This window comes from Phormidium pseudopriestleyi FRX01 (assembly GCF_017313335.1).
GTDB lineage: Bacteria > Cyanobacteriota > Cyanobacteriia > Cyanobacteriales > Laspinemataceae > Laspinema > Laspinema pseudopriestleyi.
Window position 1 is genome coordinate 1 of sequence record NZ_JAFLQW010000667.1, and the last position, 15,822, is coordinate 15,822.

The 15,822-nt window shown below is 48.5% G+C and carries 16 protein-coding genes and 1 pseudogene; 8 read left to right on the plus strand and 9 right to left on the minus strand.

All coding sequences use genetic code 11. The features are described from left to right. Positions 1–566: 566 nt before the first annotated feature. Positions 567–1,829 carry a bifunctional sterol desaturase/short chain dehydrogenase gene (locus J0895_RS24935; RefSeq protein ID WP_207090679.1) on the minus strand — a complete coding sequence of 421 codons (1,263 nt, stop codon included), beginning with the start codon at positions 1,827–1,829 and terminating at the stop codon, positions 567–569. Positions 1,830–2,169: 340 nt separating this feature from the next. On the opposite strand from J0895_RS24935, the gene J0895_RS24940 reads away from it, so the two are divergent. Continuing rightward, a complete protein-coding gene (locus J0895_RS24940) occupies positions 2,170–2,979 on the plus strand; it encodes an SDR family oxidoreductase (protein WP_207090680.1) in 810 nt (269 codons plus the stop codon). Between the two features lie 35 nt (positions 2,980–3,014). Here J0895_RS24940 and J0895_RS24945 read toward each other — a convergent pair whose 3' ends face one another. The 4 genes from J0895_RS24945 to J0895_RS24960 all read right to left on the minus strand — a co-directional run bounded on the left by J0895_RS24945 (position 3,015) and on the right by J0895_RS24960 (position 5,824). Next, positions 3,015–4,295, minus strand: a complete 1,281-nt coding sequence (locus tag J0895_RS24945; protein WP_207090681.1) for an RNA-guided endonuclease InsQ/TnpB family protein — start codon at positions 4,293–4,295, stop codon at positions 3,015–3,017. Positions 4,296–4,992: 697 nt separating this feature from the next. Continuing rightward, positions 4,993–5,268 (minus strand): hypothetical protein, encoded by a 276-nt coding sequence (locus J0895_RS24950; RefSeq protein ID WP_207090682.1) that lies wholly within the window; start codon positions 5,266–5,268, stop codon positions 4,993–4,995. After that, positions 5,234–5,596 (minus strand): hypothetical protein, encoded by a 363-nt coding sequence (locus J0895_RS24955; protein WP_207090683.1) that lies wholly within the window; start codon positions 5,594–5,596, stop codon positions 5,234–5,236. Before J0895_RS24955 ends, J0895_RS24950 begins: the two co-directional genes overlap by 35 nt. A 21-nt stretch (positions 5,597–5,617) precedes the next feature. Next, positions 5,618–5,824, minus strand: a complete 207-nt coding sequence (locus J0895_RS24960) for a hypothetical protein (protein WP_207090684.1) — start codon at positions 5,822–5,824, stop codon at positions 5,618–5,620. A 233-nt stretch (positions 5,825–6,057) separates the two neighbouring features. On the opposite strand from J0895_RS24960, the gene J0895_RS24965 reads away from it, so the two are divergent. The 6 genes and pseudogenes from J0895_RS24965 to J0895_RS24990 form a co-directional block, all read left to right on the plus strand. Then, positions 6,058–6,210, plus strand: coding sequence for a hypothetical protein (locus tag J0895_RS24965; RefSeq protein ID WP_242541581.1), 153 nt, complete (start codon positions 6,058–6,060; stop codon positions 6,208–6,210). A 235-nt stretch (positions 6,211–6,445) separates the two neighbouring features. After that, complete coding sequence (locus J0895_RS24970) at positions 6,446–8,107, plus strand: AIPR family protein (RefSeq protein WP_207090685.1); 1,662 nt, start codon at positions 6,446–6,448, stop codon at positions 8,105–8,107. Positions 8,108–8,132: 25 nt separating this feature from the next. Then, the gene (locus tag J0895_RS24975; RefSeq protein ID WP_207090686.1) at positions 8,133–8,288 is read left to right on the plus strand and encodes a hypothetical protein; all 156 of its coding nucleotides are present in this window, start codon (positions 8,133–8,135) and stop codon (positions 8,286–8,288) included. Between the two features lie 64 nt (positions 8,289–8,352). Further along, positions 8,353–8,640: a type II toxin-antitoxin system TacA family antitoxin gene (locus tag J0895_RS24980; protein ID WP_207090687.1), complete on the plus strand. Its 288-nt coding sequence runs from the start codon at positions 8,353–8,355 to the stop codon at positions 8,638–8,640. A gap of 238 nt (positions 8,641–8,878) precedes the next feature. After that, positions 8,879–9,109: an addiction module protein gene (locus tag J0895_RS24985; protein ID WP_207090688.1), complete on the plus strand. Its 231-nt coding sequence runs from the start codon at positions 8,879–8,881 to the stop codon at positions 9,107–9,109. Positions 9,110–9,159: 50 nt separating this feature from the next. After that, positions 9,160–9,885 (plus strand): annotated as a pseudogene (locus J0895_RS24990) (phytoene desaturase family protein); the annotation flags it as partial. 140 nt (positions 9,886–10,025) lie between these two features. Here J0895_RS24990 and J0895_RS24995 read toward each other — a convergent pair. Continuing rightward, positions 10,026–11,078, minus strand: a complete 1,053-nt coding sequence (locus J0895_RS24995) for a glutathione S-transferase family protein (RefSeq protein WP_207090689.1) — start codon at positions 11,076–11,078, stop codon at positions 10,026–10,028. 87 nt (positions 11,079–11,165) lie between these two features. Then, positions 11,166–11,672, minus strand: coding sequence for a hypothetical protein (locus J0895_RS25000; RefSeq protein ID WP_207090690.1), 507 nt, complete (start codon positions 11,670–11,672; stop codon positions 11,166–11,168). A 97-nt stretch (positions 11,673–11,769) separates the two neighbouring features. Here J0895_RS25000 and J0895_RS25005 point away from each other — a divergent pair, with 97 nt between their 5' ends. Continuing rightward, positions 11,770–12,687: a histone deacetylase family protein gene (locus J0895_RS25005; protein ID WP_207090691.1), complete on the plus strand. Its 918-nt coding sequence runs from the start codon at positions 11,770–11,772 to the stop codon at positions 12,685–12,687. Between the two features lie 109 nt (positions 12,688–12,796). Here the strand turns inward: J0895_RS25005 and J0895_RS25010 are convergent, their stop codons facing one another. Continuing rightward, on the minus strand, positions 12,797–14,365 hold the full coding sequence (locus J0895_RS25010) for a WD40 repeat domain-containing protein (RefSeq protein WP_207090692.1): 1,569 nt from the start codon (positions 14,363–14,365) through the stop codon (positions 12,797–12,799). A gap of 44 nt (positions 14,366–14,409) precedes the next feature. Next, on the minus strand, positions 14,410–15,810 hold the full coding sequence (gene mgtE, locus J0895_RS25015; RefSeq protein ID WP_207090693.1) for a magnesium transporter: 1,401 nt from the start codon (positions 15,808–15,810) through the stop codon (positions 14,410–14,412). Positions 15,811–15,822: the final 12 nt, after the last annotated feature.

The following is a 15,822-nucleotide window of genomic DNA, read 5'->3' on the forward strand; positions in this document are numbered from 1 at the left end:
AAATCTAGGGGATGTATCGTTGCTACCAAGAGGCTGCCGGAAGGGGTAGAAGCAGGTTCTATCTGCAGAGGGATAAACTTTGCCTTAGAGTTCGGGTACATTAAGAACATAAGAAACCGCACCGAGAATAGGTGCTGATAAGATAGGCCGTCAGGTCTTTTTAGTAAATTAAAATAACAGACAATCCCGCTAGAAGCCCTCTGGCGGGATTGTTGATTTTTACCGATGGATTTCCCCAGTAATCAGAGTAAAAGCCGACAAATTCGAGGGGATAGCTACAGGAACGAAGGCCCCAACCCAGACTGAAGAGAACAGGAACTTTAAAACAGTGAATGCCTGATTAAGGAGTGCCTGGAAGGGGAGTTGCTTATCCCTAGAGGTAGCAACAGGTTCTATCTGTAGAGGGATAAACTTTATCGGTCAATTCAGTTATATTAAAACCATAAGAAAGCGCACCGAGATTTAGGTGCTTATTAAGACAGGCCGTCAGGTCTTTTTAGTAAAGCAAAATAATAGACAATCCCGCCCGTAGCAATACAGGCGGGATTGTTGGTTTTGAGTCTGCGTTAGGGCAATGGGTGGTTTGTTTCCGAGGGTTGAGTTCCCTGAATCCCGGGACGGCTAAATAGTTTAAAGTAAACTGAGTTCAACAGTTCTTTGATGGGAAAGGTAATGAAAGTCAGGGGATTAATGGTGACGATGATGTTCCGATTATCTGCTTTAGCTTGTTTGACAATTTGTTTGGCAACCCAATTGGCAGACATGACCCCAATGGGATTGAGATTACTTTTAAAGGGGCCAAGAATTAATTTTCTAACGATGCAAGGTGCATCTAATCGCCGCAAGGTGACTAAATCACCGAGGGTGCGTTTGGTGAGTTCGTAGAGGGGACTAAAGGCAGGATTTGCTTCAGCTTCGGAGGTGTTAACCCAGACTTCTTTGCGGGCGATGTCTTGATTGGTACGAACGGTGGTGAAAAACAGTTCCATCAAACGCCAGGAGGAAAAGGTATTGACTTGATAGGAATTAGCGATCGCCTCTGGGGTGCGATCGCCATGCACGTTCATGCCATGATTGAGGATGAGAATATCGACCTTTTCAAATAAGGCAGCTAAGTCATTTTCGTGACCGATTTGCCAGGTAACCGTGTTAATTTCCAGGGTTTCTGACTCTAGGGTTAAGGCGATCGCCTCGTTGCCAGAAGTCAGGGCAATAACTTTGGCCCCCGCTTCATGGAGATGTAACAACAGCGATCGCCCCAGGGTTCCAGAGGCCCCGGTAACCGCTACAGTTTTGCCTTTGAGGGAAAGTGCAGTACCCATAAGTTTGTCTATAAAGGTAAATGTCCCGCAAAAATAAGCATTTTGGTTATCAAAGTGATGTCGCCAGTGGTAGGGACGATTCACAAACCATCGCGAGGGTGGCGTGGCAAAAGGACCCGGTTGGTGGGTGAGATCCGTTAAGCGATCGGCCCCCGGTATTCCCGAACCCCGGGCGATCGCACTCCCTAAAAAGCTCAGGGTATAAAGACACCCGATTCCAGCAACCCAGTGGTGACTCGGGAGAACCAGATATGCCCCTAACCACCACAACAGTCCGAACCCCAACATAACCAGGGCCTCGGGTACGTCATTGCGCCAATGCGCTTGTTGATAAATCTCTTCACTCGCTGGGGTGAGATTCGGACGAAAAACGCGATGATGCCAAACGTGCAAGCGATAGAGAGGTTGCCAAACATGGGCAAACGCATGATACAAATCTCGTACCAGTTCCGCCCAAAGAATGGAACCGAGTCCCCAAGCTACTGTTGCAATCCAAATTGGGAGCATAGTTAGTTTAATACACCTTTTTTCCTTTAAATCTAAGGGAATGACCCCTTATCGCCAGAATCGTCAGGGCTAGTTTGATGCAGAACTCTACCGTGATGGGAGAGCACTCTGCGATCGGCGATCGCCTGCAAATGCCTAAGTTTGCTGTTACACAACTTTACCTGAAATTCTAATCAATTGACTCCGGATTTCCGAATCACGAGGGAGGAATTTGCCCAATTTCCGGAGAATTGTCGCTTCCATCTCTATCTGTGGGCGGTTTCAGAATCACAGAACCGTCTCCTAAACTAAAGCAGAATTTAATACCCTCAAATATCCTTGCGCGTTGAGAGAATAGCCGATGAGTGGAAAAAGTTTAGAAAATCAAGTAGTTTTGGTAACCGGTTCGAGTTCGGGAATTGGGGCGGGGATTGCTGTTGGGATGGGAAATGCGGGTGCGAAAGTAGTCGTAAACTATCGTAGCAGTCTGGAAGGGGCTGAAAAAGTGGTTGCCGAAATTAAATCCCAAGGGGGTGAGGCGATCGCCATTCAAGGGGATATCAGCAAAGAAGAGGATGTGCAAAAAATGTTCTCTCAACTGTGTGAACAGTTGGGCACGATTGATATTTTAATCAATAATGCTGGGATTCAGCAAGACGCGAATCTCATTGACATGACCCTAAAACAATGGCAAAAAGTCATGGATGTCAACCTCACCGGCCAATTTCTTTGTACCCGAGAAGCGGTGAAAGAATTTATGCGGAGAGGAGTGGTTGAAGGGCGATCGCCCGCTGCCGGTAAAATTATCTTTATCAGTTCCGTTCATGAAATTATACCTTGGGCCGGTCACTCCAACTATGCCGCCTCTAAGGGTGGAATCAAACTGTTTATGCAAAGTATCGCCCAAGAAGTTGCCCACCACAAAATCCGCGTCAATGGCATTGCCCCCGGTGCCATTAAAACTCCCATTAATGAAGATGCCTGGGATACCCCCAAAGCCAAAGCCGAACTGCTCAAATTGATTCCCTACAAACGGATTGGCACTCCCGAAGATATCGCCAAAGTCGCCATCTGGTTGGCCTCCGATGAGTCAGACTATGTACATGGAGAAACCATCTTTGTTGATGGGGGTATGACATTATATCCCGCCTTTGCTGAGGGTCAAGGGTAAATCAACTCCAGTTTAACTCTGCTTCAGCGCTGAAACTAGGGATTTCTTTCCCTGTGGCCAGATTCCACAACATGAACTACCTCGCTAGCACGAGATTTTTGACGTTTCCTCGCCCCCAGTTGCCTCATGCTTCCGCAATCGGTAGCGCTGGATGGCTCCACGTCTAACGAGGTCAGTTCCTGACCCCGCGCCCAAATCTCACAGACTTGGGCCGCATTAATATCCCGATCCTCCCGATGACCACATTCTGGATTGGAGCAAACGTGAATCCTATCGCTCAACGTCTTGGGTGTAAGCTGCCAACACTTGGCACATCGTTGAGTCGGCTTCAGCTTCTGGGTGGGTGCTTCCATAAAAAAGCCTTCCCCCTCCACAAGCTTGTACTTGAGCGCCGATCGCCGCATTCCCATACCTACATCTAGGATGGAACGGTTAAGACCAGCTTTCTGCTTGTTCTGGCGTTTGCCCTTGCGGGTCATCCCCTGAAGATTGAGTTTCTCCGTAGCCACGATGCTATGACGGCAGGTGATTTCTGTGGCCGGTTGGTGAACCCAATTCTGACGTTGATTGGCAACTTTGCGCTTCTGTTTGCGGATGCGTTTCTGGGTTGCCAGCCAACGGCGATCGGCTTTAACTTTGCGTTTTTCAGGTTGGCGCTTCCGACGCAGCTTTTTAGCAAGATGGCGGATTTTGGGTTGAGCCTGGATGAGAAATTGGGGGGCTTTAATTATCTCCCCAGTGCTCAGGGCGATCGCCACCTTACATCCCAAATCCATGCCTACAATCCCGCTTCCTAATTCCCGTTTGGGTTCACAGGCTACAGTGATGGATGCGTACCATTTATCCTGAGGATACACAATGGTGCAGGTGGTGGGATTGCCCCAAGTTCGGGCTTGTCCCCGCATCTGAATTCTGCCTAAGTTGGAGAGTTTCAGATAGCCATTCTTCCCATCTGTTTCGGCTTTCCACCCCGAGGGACAAGGATATGTCCAACCAGAGTAATGGCGAATGGATTTGAACTTAGGATATTTTGCCAATCCCTTGAAGAAACGCTGATAGGCAAAATCAACCCGCTTGAGAGTTGCTTGCAACGCATGGGAACCCAGTTCTTTGAATTTGGGCCAAACTTCTTTGAATTCGGGCAGACTATTTTGCTGCTCAAAATACGAGACAGAGTGACCCAATTGCTGATACTGGGTCTTCCGGTTCGATAGGGCTGCATTGTAAAGATAGCAATGCAATCGCCGCCATTCAAACAGTTTGCTTTCTTGGTGGCGATTGGGATAGAGCCGTCCGGTGATGCGTCGGGTTTGCATAGAGTGATTATACCCTACGGCTAGGCAAAGAAAGCATAAACATCAGCAAGGAACCCTGACCCCATCTCTTTCATCCTTGAATTTCCACCCTAACAACCGCATTTCCTGAGCGATCGGGAGCCTCAACGAGACATCAGATTGAACTTACCTCTACTCTATACGGTCATCACTCACAGGAAGAAGAACGAGACATCAGATTGAACTTACCTCTACTCTATACGGTCATCACTCACAGGAAGAAGAGCGAGCGATGTGCCGCAATCCAAGGTTTTTGGATATGGATCCATGAACCCACTAATTTAGGACTGCTATAGCGGTTCTAAATGAATTTAGCAACTGGATCGGCTCCCCTCTCCCTTCAAGGGAGAGGGGTTGGGGGTGAGGGTCCATTCGCAAAATGATTTAGGTTGGCTATAGATACAGGATTAGCATCAGCCCGCCAACGAAGCCACCATAAACACAAGCGTATCGCCAGTGCATATGTGATTTTCGCTAACAGTTAAGTCATCTTTTAAGAGCTTGTTTTGTGTTCTGTTCATCATTACATAGTCTACCGACCAACCATTGGAAAATTCATTAGGAAGACCCAACTTCTGGACAAGAGATATTTTCAATATCTTTAACAAGAGATCCTTTGGAACAGTGGTAGTCAATCTTTGGCCCGTGTTAAGGATGAGAACTGTAATCTCTATTTCCTCTACAGTAGATGACAGCGATATAGCGGTAATTGGGATAACTTGGGCTTATTGTTATTTACAAATTGTTGAAGCACTGCTCGTAATTCCCCTAATTCATCCCGCACAAGCTCCTCCATCCGTTGCAGCACCCGCTCCACATCTTCCCGGTGCGCCAATTTCGGCAAATACTGCTGAATTTCCTGAAGGTTCGCCAAAGTTGCCCCATGCAAATCCAACACCATCCCCGCAAACGCTTTCGGGTCATCCTTCAACACCTGTACACAAATACTTGCCAAAATTCGCCGCCAACTCCCCCGCCAACGCCGCCACTACCTCCTTATACTTCGCCCTTTCCCCAGGCAACATCCCTCGCCGATAGCCCCACGCCACCAAATCCTCACTCAAATCCTGCCACTGGTCCACCTTCAAAACCTGGTAGTTGCTGAACCCTTCCGGAGCTTGGCTAAACAAGTCATGAAGCTGCTCCTCCTGCAAGGTTTCAAACACATTAATGCCCTGCACCCGCTCCAACCAATAGGCTTCCACCCCATCCGCCAACCCCTGCAATCCGGCGCGCAACTTCGGGAACTGGGGGATGATGCGCTCCTCTAAAGTTTTCCCCACCGTCCGTCCCGCCGCCTTCGCTCAATCCTCATTCCGCAACACCTCCCCATGATTGCGAAACCGCTCCCTCAACGCCCCTAAATGATTCGCCTCCATCCCCGCCAAAAAATTGCCCACCATCCCCCAAAGCGGCCCACCAGCGGCCACCGTCAGCATAGCCAGCAAACCCACCAGCGCCGTTTCCCCCAATAGGCTTTGATTCACCTTGAGCCACTGCTTCGCATCCATCCTCTGTACCTCCACCACTGCACCTATTTTACTGAAGGTTCCTCAACTTGGGGAGGATTTGTCAGCAAGAAGTGGGTACGAACAGCCCTATCCCGGTTCATGAATTTCACCGCAACGGACGGGAGCAATTAGAATAGAAACGTGAATCTTGCTTAACTGGAGTGTTTGACATAGTGTCATCGGAATTAATCTCGACCTTCAGAGCGCTGAGTCGTTCAGATAAGTTCTATATCATGCAGATTCTGCTCTCAGAATTAGCCCAGCAGGAAACCAGTCTGATTCAGTCTCAGCAATCTTACCCCCTGTGGTCGCCATATAGTGCAGATGAGGCAGCAGATACAATGTTAAAAGTGCTAGAGGCGTCTCAATCTCAAGATCATGGGTAACCCTGAACGATATCCATTTTTATCTGGTAATCCAGCATTAGGTGAAGCTAGTTTTCGTCCAGATCTGCCTTTGACTTTGGTTTACCAGGAGAGTTTCCCTCCACCCCGGATGGCACCTCCACCCGTGCCACCGCGCTAGGGATACGCCCCCAGCCAGAACCCGTTCATGGTTGACATCCGGCAAATTAGCCCTATATCCTTAATTCATCGCTTTTATGTAACGACCTCTAAATATATGAATATCAATGCATCTATTATTGACCAACGTTTAGCATCAGTCGTTAACGAGATTCAGGAAAAGTCGGGGGCAGAGTTAGGCATCAGAGATGAAGGCAGGCTCAAATCCGTAGCGTTTGTGTATTTATGTGTTAAAACCCTCTTGGATTTAGGGGATGACGACGCTTTTGATTGCTTAACCGAAGGGGGGGGTGATTTTGGAGTAGATGCCATCCACATTTCTGAGGAGTACGATGGTGAATTTACCGTAAGCTTATTTCAAGCAAGATATAGAAATAATCTAGACGGACAATCCAACTTCCCTGAACAAGGAATAGATAGTTTAATCAAGGCAATTCAATACTTATTTAACCCAGCATCTAGACTGGAACATATTAATCAACGACTACTCGCCAAAGTGGAAGAAGCTCGCAGTTTAATTCGTGATGGTTACATTCCACAAGTTAGAGCATTAGCTTGCAATAATGGCATCCGGTGGAATTCATCGGCTCAGGAAGCTATTAACCGCACGGGTTTTGGTGAGCAGGTGACATGGGAACATATTAATCACGAGCGATTAGTTAAAATCCTGCAATCGCCCAAACCCGTCAAAGATTCTTTGCAACTCAGTGGTAAGGCGATCATTGAGGATATGGAGTTTAGCCGCGTATTAGTCGGCAGAATTTCCGTTACTGAAATCGCTGCACTGATTCAGCGACATGGAGAACGATTATTAGAGCGTAATATCCGGCGTTACTTAGGCTTACAAGGAAACCGGGTTAACGAGAGCATTAAACATACTTTGACTAGCGATGAGAAAAATAACTTTTATTTTTATAATAATGGAATCACTCTAATTTGTGATAACTTTTATTATAACGGGCTACAAAATAGTGATTATCAGGTTCGGGTGGAAAACTTGCAAATTATTAACGGGGGACAAACCTGCATGACTATTTTTAAAACCTTGCAAGAACCCAGTTTGCTGAATCAAAATGCCCAAGCTTATGTTTTGGTGCGATTATATCAATTACCTCCAGATGACCAAGCTTTTGTTCAACGAATTACTTACGCCACTAATAGTCAAAATCCAGTGGATTTGAAAGATTTACGCGCTAATGATGAACGCCAGAAACAACTGGAAATGGATATTCAGGCTTTGGGATTCAATTACCGACGTAAGCGTTCTGATACCAGCAACAGACAGACAGATATTACTTCAGGAGTAGCCGCTGAAGCTGTCCTATCTATTTGGAGAAAAAAGCCTCATCAAGCCAAATTCTTCTCTCGTGAGCATTTTGGGAAACTGTATGATTCAATATTTACCGATGACTTGAACGGTTCCCAAGTGGTTCTGGCTGTTCTGCTGTATAGAATTTCAGAAAATCGTCGCAAACGGCCAGAGCAAACAGACCCATCCTTCGTTCGTTATGGTTCATGCTTTATTGCCATGCAGATGGGACGGAGACTGCTGGCTGATATGAATATTAAAATTAAAGATATTAGCCATCAGAATTTCCAACGCTCCCAGCAGCTTATTCACCAAAAGAGTGAGGATTATTTTAATGGCTCAGTCCAGGATATTCAACGAGCCCTTGAGGCTCTTTATGGCCAACAAGAAATTTCCTTGCAGCAGCTATCTGCCACCTTTAGGCGCGGCGATTTAATTAGTAGACTTTAATCGGTACAACGTCAGCTAATGACTCGTGAATCCCAAGTTCATTTCTAGTCAATATAGCAATAGTATCCGCATCAATAATCAGCCCCCCTATGAGCCAACCGATCGCCGTCCCCTCTGTTTCCTTCCCCTCCTCCCGCGCCACTGCCCTGGGTATGCGGCCCCTGAACCGGCCCCGGATTGACATCCGGCAAATTGCCGTATATCCTTAATTTATAGCTTTTATCTCATATTATGGAGCAACCCCCATGACTCCTCCAACTGATTCTAAATCCTCAGCGCGGCTAGAAGCTCGTCTCAGTCAGGAAACTAAGGCTCTTGTGCAGAAGGCTGCTGATTTACAAGGACGAACCCTGACAGATTTTGTGGTAGCTGCTGTTCAAGCAGAAGCCTACAAAGTGATTGAGCATCACCAAACTCTCAAGCTAAGTCGAGAAGACAGTGAAGCGTTTGTGGATGCGATTCTCAATCCTCCGAAACCTAATGATGCCTTAAAATCAGCAGCTTTACGGTACAAACAGGTGATGTCGGTTTAAGGGTTGTTAAAATCAACCTGCTTGATCAGCTGTTGCCTGTCTAAATTGGAGGTTAGAAAATCATGAAACCGTTGGAGTGCGAGCATCTTGCTCGCTAGGATCATTCAGTTTAAATGCGTAAGCAGCTTAGTCGAACCCATATCGGCTCAAACTTTTACTGTGGAGAAGAAAGTTGAGAGACCTAAATCCCTAATCTGCTATAATTTATATTTTAAAGTTCAATGTTCTGGCAAGAATTATGCGGTCACTTGAGCAACTGACTGAGGAAATATTATCCCTGCCTAGTGAGTTGAGAGCACTTCTGGCTGATAAGTTAGTGGAAAGTTTGGAGTTCAGTGCTGACTCAGCAATTCAGGCGGTTTGGGTGACTGAAGCCCAGCGCCGCAGAGATCAGGTCCGAAATGGCTCTGTTCAGCGCATTTCCGGTGAAGAGGCTTTAGCGGAAGTCAGAGGGCTGATTGAGTCATGAAGGATGTCTTTCATCCCATTTGCTGATATCATAGGCAAATCATGTCCTGAATGTCTGATCCAGCAACTGTGACTCCTGTGTTTGAATCCTTTGAACCCACACCCTCCCCAGAAGAACTGACCGATATTGTGGTAATCGGGAGTGGAATTGGCGGATTGTGCTGTGCTGCACTGTTGGCACAGTATGGTTTTGCAGTAACGGTTTGTGAGAGTCCCAGCATAGCAGGCGGTGCATCTCATAGTTTTTCGAGAAATGGTTATACCTTTGATTCGGGTCCATCGTTGCATTCGGGTTTGTCTGACTCTCCCTCGGCTCACCCGCTTAAACAAGTTTTGGATGCCATTGGTGAGACGGTTCCTTGTCTGACTTATGATACTTGGGGTTGTTATCTTCCGGAAGGTGAGTTAAAGATTGCGGTAGGTGCAGACCCGTTTTGTGAGGTGCTGCAAGAGTTGCGAGGTAGGGGCGCGGTTCAGGAATGGCGGAAGCTGCAACAGGTGATGGAACCTTTAGCAGCAGCGGCGAAGGCGATCGCCTCGGCACGTTTTGCACCGGCTGCTATCGCTCACTTGGGGAACATCGTCAAACTCACCGGGCCTTTTAGTCGAGTCATGGATGAGGTGATTCAGGACCCGTTTATCCGCAACTGGTTGGATTTACTCTGTTTTCTGCTCTCTGGACTGCCTGCATCGGGGACTAGCGCCGCAGAAATGGCCTTTATGTTTGCGCAATGGTATCGCCCGGGAGTGGTGCTAGAGTACCCGATCGCCGCCAATACAATCGCCCCCTTAAACAAGCATCTGGCAATGCTAAAAACAATCGGGTTTTAAAACACCAAAAACCCGATTATTCTTCAGTTCGTAGTAACGCCTTCAGGCGTTACTACGAACTGAAGAAATAACGCCTGAAGGCGTTACTACGAACTTACAGAATGGGTTAAGATATCGCGATGGTGGGGTGACTGTAAGTTGGTGATAGTGGGTCCGGATGGGATAATTCCCCCGGGATTTAAGGGGAAGAGGTTGCCGTAATAGTCTCGTTTGATACTATCGAGGTCGCAGGTGTCGGATACTCCGGAGAGTTGATAAATGTCTCGGAGATATCCTCCTAGGTTTTGATAGTCCTGGATGCGGCGTCTATTGCATTTAAATAATCCGTAATAGACGATATCAAAGCGAAATAAGGTGGTAAATAGCCGCACATCGGCTAAGGTTAATTGGTTTCCACATAAGTATCGGTTCGTTTCCAATACAGCGTCTATTTCATCTAGGGTTGTAAAGAGTTCAGTGCAGGCAGTATCATAAGCGGTTTGACTTTGGGCAAATCCGCAGCGATAGACGCCGTTGTTAATTGATGGATAAATTTTATCGTTCCAATATTCTATTTTTTCGCGTAAGGATTCGGGATATAAATTGAGTTCAGGGTGGGTGCTAAATTCATTAAATTCTGAATTGAGCATCATGATGATTTCAGCACTTTCATTGTTGACAATAGTCTGGGTTTGGGTATCAAAGAGGACTGGAACGGTGCAGCGTCCTTGATATCCGGGACGGGCGATCGCATACAATTCTGGGAGGGTTTGACAGCCGTATTCTGCTTGGTCAAGGACCCAGATTCCGGCATCGGGAGAGGGGGAGACGATCGCAACTGAAATGGCCGATTCTAATCCTTTGAGCGATCGCACCACGAGGGTCCTATGCGCCCAAGGACAGCCTAATCCCACATACAGGCGATACCGTTCCTTTGCCGGGGGATAAGGGTTTTCCGGTTGGGTTCCCACGGAATTTCTAAACTCGCTGGTGGGACGAATATATCCCCCCGTCTGATTGCGCGGGGCGAGTTTTGACATCATCAGTTGCCAGAGGGTTGTCCAGACAAATTTGCCCAGTTTAATTATAACTTTTGAGGGCAATTTCTTCCCTTTGTTCGGGGAGATATCGGTTTTGACAGGTGGAGTTTCTAAAGACATAATGAATGGTTTGAAGGGGATAAATTCAGGAAAACATTTCCAATATTACAATTCTCGATCCGTATGCACATCGGAGTGCCTGGTTATTTACTCGGGTAATTGCTGTTTGAGGGAAGCAATCATTTCAGCATCTAGTTTGAGTTTTACCTCGATTAATCGGGTTGTATCTCGTAAAATTAAGGTTTGATTGTCTTCTACAGAAATTTCGGCTTCTCTCAAGGTCAAGGTTTGATATTTCAAGGCAGCGACTCCCATCTGCATGACGAGGGTGGGTTGGGATTGGGGATAAATGTAGAGTTGCTGCCGTTTGGGGTCGAGTTGCAGTTGTCTGACGGTGGTATTACGTTCGTCTGACATTCCCGGTTTTTGCCAATAGAGGGTAATGCCGCGTATATCGGGGTTGGCGATCGCAAAGGTTTCGTCAAAGCGTTGGGGTTCCCAATCCAATTCTCGAACCTCGTCCTTTTCCGAGAGGATGCGTTGGCGCAAAATAATCTCTTTATGGTTGAGATTGCGCCACCATTGCCGGATTATCTCGAAATTTTGGACCATCTCGGGATTGCTGTTGCCAGACTGCCAAGTGATAAATTGCACGATCGCCCTCCTGTATTGCTATCAATTATCCCCATTTTAGAGTTTAAATTAGATTTTAAAGTTGACTGCACACCGGCAACGCTAAACCTCCCCTGACATGGACTTACCCATCGTTTATCATCCTGACTATGTGGCCCCTCTGCCCCCATCCCATCGGTTCCCGATGGAAAAGTTTCGGTTACTCTATGAAATGCTTGTAGGCGATCGCGTTGTCACTCCCGAACAGTGTCACACGCCAGAATTGCCACCCCAGGACTGGATTGAATCAGTCCATGACCCCGCTTATGTCCAGGCATATTGCCAAGGCACTCTCGACACCAAAGCACAGCGACGGATTGGATTACCCTGGAGTGAGGCGATCGCCCATCGCACTTGTATCTCCATTGGTGGGGCAATTTTGACCGCAAAACTGGCGTTAGAGCATGGATTAGCTTGCAACACGGCAGGAGGAACCCATCATGCCTTTCCAGATTTTGGGTCAGGGTTTTGCATTTTCAATGATTTGGCGATCGCCTCGCGGATGATCCAAAAATTAGCGGGAATTCGCAAAGTCTTAATTGTAGATTTGGACGTGCACCAAGGGGATGGGACGGCGTTTATTTTTCAAAATGACCCCGATGTATTTACTTTTTCTCTACACTGTGAGGCCAATTTCCCCGGGCGAAAACAAACCAGTGATTTAGATGTCCCTTTACCCGTGGGAATGGAGGATGATGAATACTTACAAACCGTCGCCGGTTATTTACCAGATTTACTCCGCCAATTCCAGCCCGATTTAGTCTTGTATGACGCTGGAGTGGATGTTCATGCAGGCGATCGCCTAGGTAAATTATCCCTGAGTGATACAGGGATTTTTCGGCGGGATATGCAGGTATTAAGCACCTGTCTCGCTGCCAGATATCCCGTTGCCTGTGTGATTGGGGGCGGATATTGCGAGGATATGCGAGGTTTGGTCTATCGCCATTCTCTCTTACATCGTGCCGCAGCTCAAGTCTATCGCCAGTATCGCCTTTAGTTCGGAGATCTGTGCCGGACCTCTCTCCGACTCCCCCTTCCCTCGCAGGGAAGGGGGTTGGGGGGTTAGGTCTCCCCGCAACCCAATCCCCCAAACAAAAACAGTCAAACTACTCCCGTTCCAAAATTCTGACCATGCCTTTGGCACTGCCACTGACGAGCAGTTGTCCATCGGGACTGTAAACTAAGGACATAACGGCCCCACTTTCTTCCGTTAAAGCACAGACTAATTTGCCCGTGGGTAAATGCCAAATTTTGACCGTCCCATCGGCGCTGCCTGTGGCAAAGCTGTTCCCATCTGGGGCGAGGGCGACTGCGGTTACGGGTCCTAAATGGGCGCTTAGACTCCACAGCAGTTCTCCGGTTTCCAAATTCCAGAGTTGAATACTGCCGTCGCCACTGCCGCCAATGAGGAGTTGTTGGGGGGAGATGACGATCGCCTCGACTGCATCTAAGCTGCCATTGAGGACCGACATCGGTTGTTTGGTTTGGAACTGCCAGAGGGTAATAGTGCCATCACCACCGCCTCGGGCGAGAATCTGACCATCGGGGGAAATGGCGAGGGAAAAGATGGGTCCGGTATAGTCTGTGAGGGTATCGATTAATTCAGCAGTGGACAAATCCCACAACTTAATCGTCTCGTCAAAACTGCCACTGACTAGGGTTTTGCCATCCGGGGCGATCGCCAAGGCGCGGACGGAACCCTCATGTCCCGTGAGGGTTTCTTTGCAAATTCCCCCGGGGAGTTCCCAGAGTTTGATGGTTTTATCCCAACTGGCAGAGGCGAGGGTTTTGCCATCCGGGGCGATCGCAATGGAAAAAACCCCGCGTTTGTGTTCGGCGAGGACTTGCAACAGTTCTCCGGTGGCGAGTTTCCAGAGTTTAATACTGGTATCAAAACTGCCCGTTGCCAGGATTTGACCATCGGGGGTAATTCCCAGCGATCGCACCCAGTCGGCATGGGCGGGCAAACTGTGCCGACAGATCCAATTCTGTGCCGTGGGTTCCGAGGGTCCCGTGAATGAGGGCAGGACGATTTTTGACGAGGGCGGTTTGGATTTAGCGGGTTGAGAAGGGGTTGTCGATGTCGCGGGTTCCGGCGTCGCGGGTTCCGGTTGTGGGCGAGGTGGGGGCGAGGGCACCACGATTTGCGAGGTCAATTGGGAAATTGCCTCCTCCACTCGTTCTAAGCGGTAGGCAAAGGATGAGCGATTCAGATAGGCGATCGCATTGCCCAGACTTTCATCCAACAGGGCATATTGCTCTTTCAATCCGGTGATTTCGCGCTGAATCTGGGAGAGGTCCACCGATTCTAACTTAGCCAATCGGGTTTGAAAGCGGGCGAGTTCATCCGGGGACCCCGTAGACGAAGGGGGGCGACTGCCTTCCTCCACTTCGACTTGGGGAACGGGAAGTTGCTTATGGGATTCCACCCGTTGGGTGAGCATATCGAGTTCTTCCGCCAATTGTCGATGCAGTCGATTCGTGGTTCCACTAACTCGGCGAGTTTGGTGTTCCAGGCGATACCGGGCGATCGCATTCAGAATCAGGGAACTGCAAATCAGCGGGGCGGCAACATAGATTGCCCAATTTAAAAAGACCGCCACTATCGACGCCACCACTGACGCGAACAAGGAAGCATATTCTGCGGTTTCTAGCCAATGACGGTGATTTGACATGGAGTCCTTACCCACCAACCGGAGCCTACATTACAATTGCCATTTTACAATCCTAGAAACAGCTTGGCCAGATTAAAGTAAATTAGAACACCTAATACATCCACCGCAGTGGTAATAAACGGCGCTGACATCAGGGCGGGATCTAACTTGATGGCGCGGAATAAAAACGGTAGGGACGAACCCGCCACCGATGCCAAAATTGAAATTGCAATCAGAGAAACGCCCACACAGAAAGCCACCTGAATATTCACCTGCAAGAGGAAATAGGCCCAGATGGTGGCGAGGGTTCCCAAAATTGTCCCCAGTAATGCTCCAGCAATCCCCTCACGGAAGATGACTTTCATCGGTCCGAGTAAGCGCAGTTCATCGGTATTCATCCCGCGAATCACCACGGTGGAAGACTGGGCACCGACATTCCCTCCAGTTCCCGTGAGTAGGGGGATAAAGGCGGTGAGGACGACGACTTGCTGCAATAGGTCTTTTTGGGAGTTAATAATGGATCCGGTGACGGTATTGGTGAGCAATAAGACGAACAGCCACACGACACGCCGTCGCGCCACCGTCCATAAACTCATTTCAAAATAATTATCCCCATCGGACTGGACCCCACCCAAGGCATAAATATCCTCGGTGGTTTCCTGTTCCATAATGTCGATCGCATCATCAATGGTGATGACCCCGACTAAGCGTTGCTCGCGATCGACCACGGGGATCGCCAGGAAATCATAGCGCTGAATCAGGCGAGAGACTTCCTCTCCGTCGGTATCCGTATGGACGAACACCACGTCTTGAGTCATGATTTCACTAATTTTTTCCTCGGGGGAACTAATCACCAAGTCCCGCAGGGAAACGATTCCGGTTAACCGGCGATCGCTATCCATGACGTAGAGGTAATAAATAATTTCCGCGACAGGCGACAGGGTGCGAATTCGTTCTAGGGTTTGACTGACGCTCATGTTTTCCCGGACGGAAATATATTCCGGGGTCATGACTCTCCCAGCAGTTCCCGATTCGTAGCCCATCAGCAGGGCGGTGGACTGCCATTCCGTGGGAGACAGTTGCGCCCGCAATCGGCGCACGACTTTCGAGGGCAACTCATCCAGCAGTCGGGCGCGATCGTCCGGGGACATATTGCCGATGATATCGAGGACATCCTGGCGCTTGAAGTCTTCTAAAAGCACCTGTTGGACGCTGGTATCGAGATGTTCGTAAACTTCCGTTGCTTCCTGTTTGGATAGCAAGCGAAAGGCGATCGCCTGCATCGCTTCGGGCATTCCTTCGATCGCTTCGGCGATATCCACAGGTTGAACCGGGACTAAAATCGCTTTAGCCCCCTGGAGGTCCCCTTGTTTGAGGAGGGCTTCCAGTTGCGATCGCACTAAGTCAGGTATTTCTCTCCGCGACAGGGTCCCGAGGGGAGAGGATATCGGTTGAGGTTCAGTCACGTTTAACTCCCT

Excerpts from the sequence above, each read along its gene's own strand:
- J0895_RS24980 (WP_207090687.1), top strand. The coding sequence starts at position 8,353 with ATGACTCCTCCAACTGATTCTAAATCCTCAGCGCGGCTAGAAGCTCGT.
- J0895_RS25010 (WP_207090692.1), bottom strand. The coding sequence starts at position 14,365 with ATGTCAAATCACCGTCATTGGCTAGAAACCGCAGAATATGCTTCCTTG.
- J0895_RS24965 (WP_242541581.1), top strand. The coding sequence starts at position 6,058 with ATGCAGATTCTGCTCTCAGAATTAGCCCAGCAGGAAACCAGTCTGATT.
- J0895_RS24960 (WP_207090684.1), bottom strand. The coding sequence starts at position 5,824 with ATGGATGCGAAGCAGTGGCTCAAGGTGAATCAAAGCCTATTGGGGGAA.
- J0895_RS24995 (WP_207090689.1), bottom strand. The coding sequence starts at position 11,078 with ATGTCTTTAGAAACTCCACCTGTCAAAACCGATATCTCCCCGAACAAA.
- J0895_RS24945 (WP_207090681.1), bottom strand. The coding sequence starts at position 4,295 with ATGCAAACCCGACGCATCACCGGACGGCTCTATCCCAATCGCCACCAA.
- J0895_RS24935 (WP_207090679.1), bottom strand. The coding sequence starts at position 1,829 with ATGCTCCCAATTTGGATTGCAACAGTAGCTTGGGGACTCGGTTCCATT.
- J0895_RS24940 (WP_207090680.1), top strand. The coding sequence starts at position 2,170 with ATGAGTGGAAAAAGTTTAGAAAATCAAGTAGTTTTGGTAACCGGTTCG.
- J0895_RS25005 (WP_207090691.1), top strand. The coding sequence starts at position 11,770 with ATGGACTTACCCATCGTTTATCATCCTGACTATGTGGCCCCTCTGCCC.
- J0895_RS24985 (WP_207090688.1), top strand. The coding sequence starts at position 8,879 with ATGCGGTCACTTGAGCAACTGACTGAGGAAATATTATCCCTGCCTAGT.
- J0895_RS24970 (WP_207090685.1), top strand. The coding sequence starts at position 6,446 with ATGAATATCAATGCATCTATTATTGACCAACGTTTAGCATCAGTCGTT.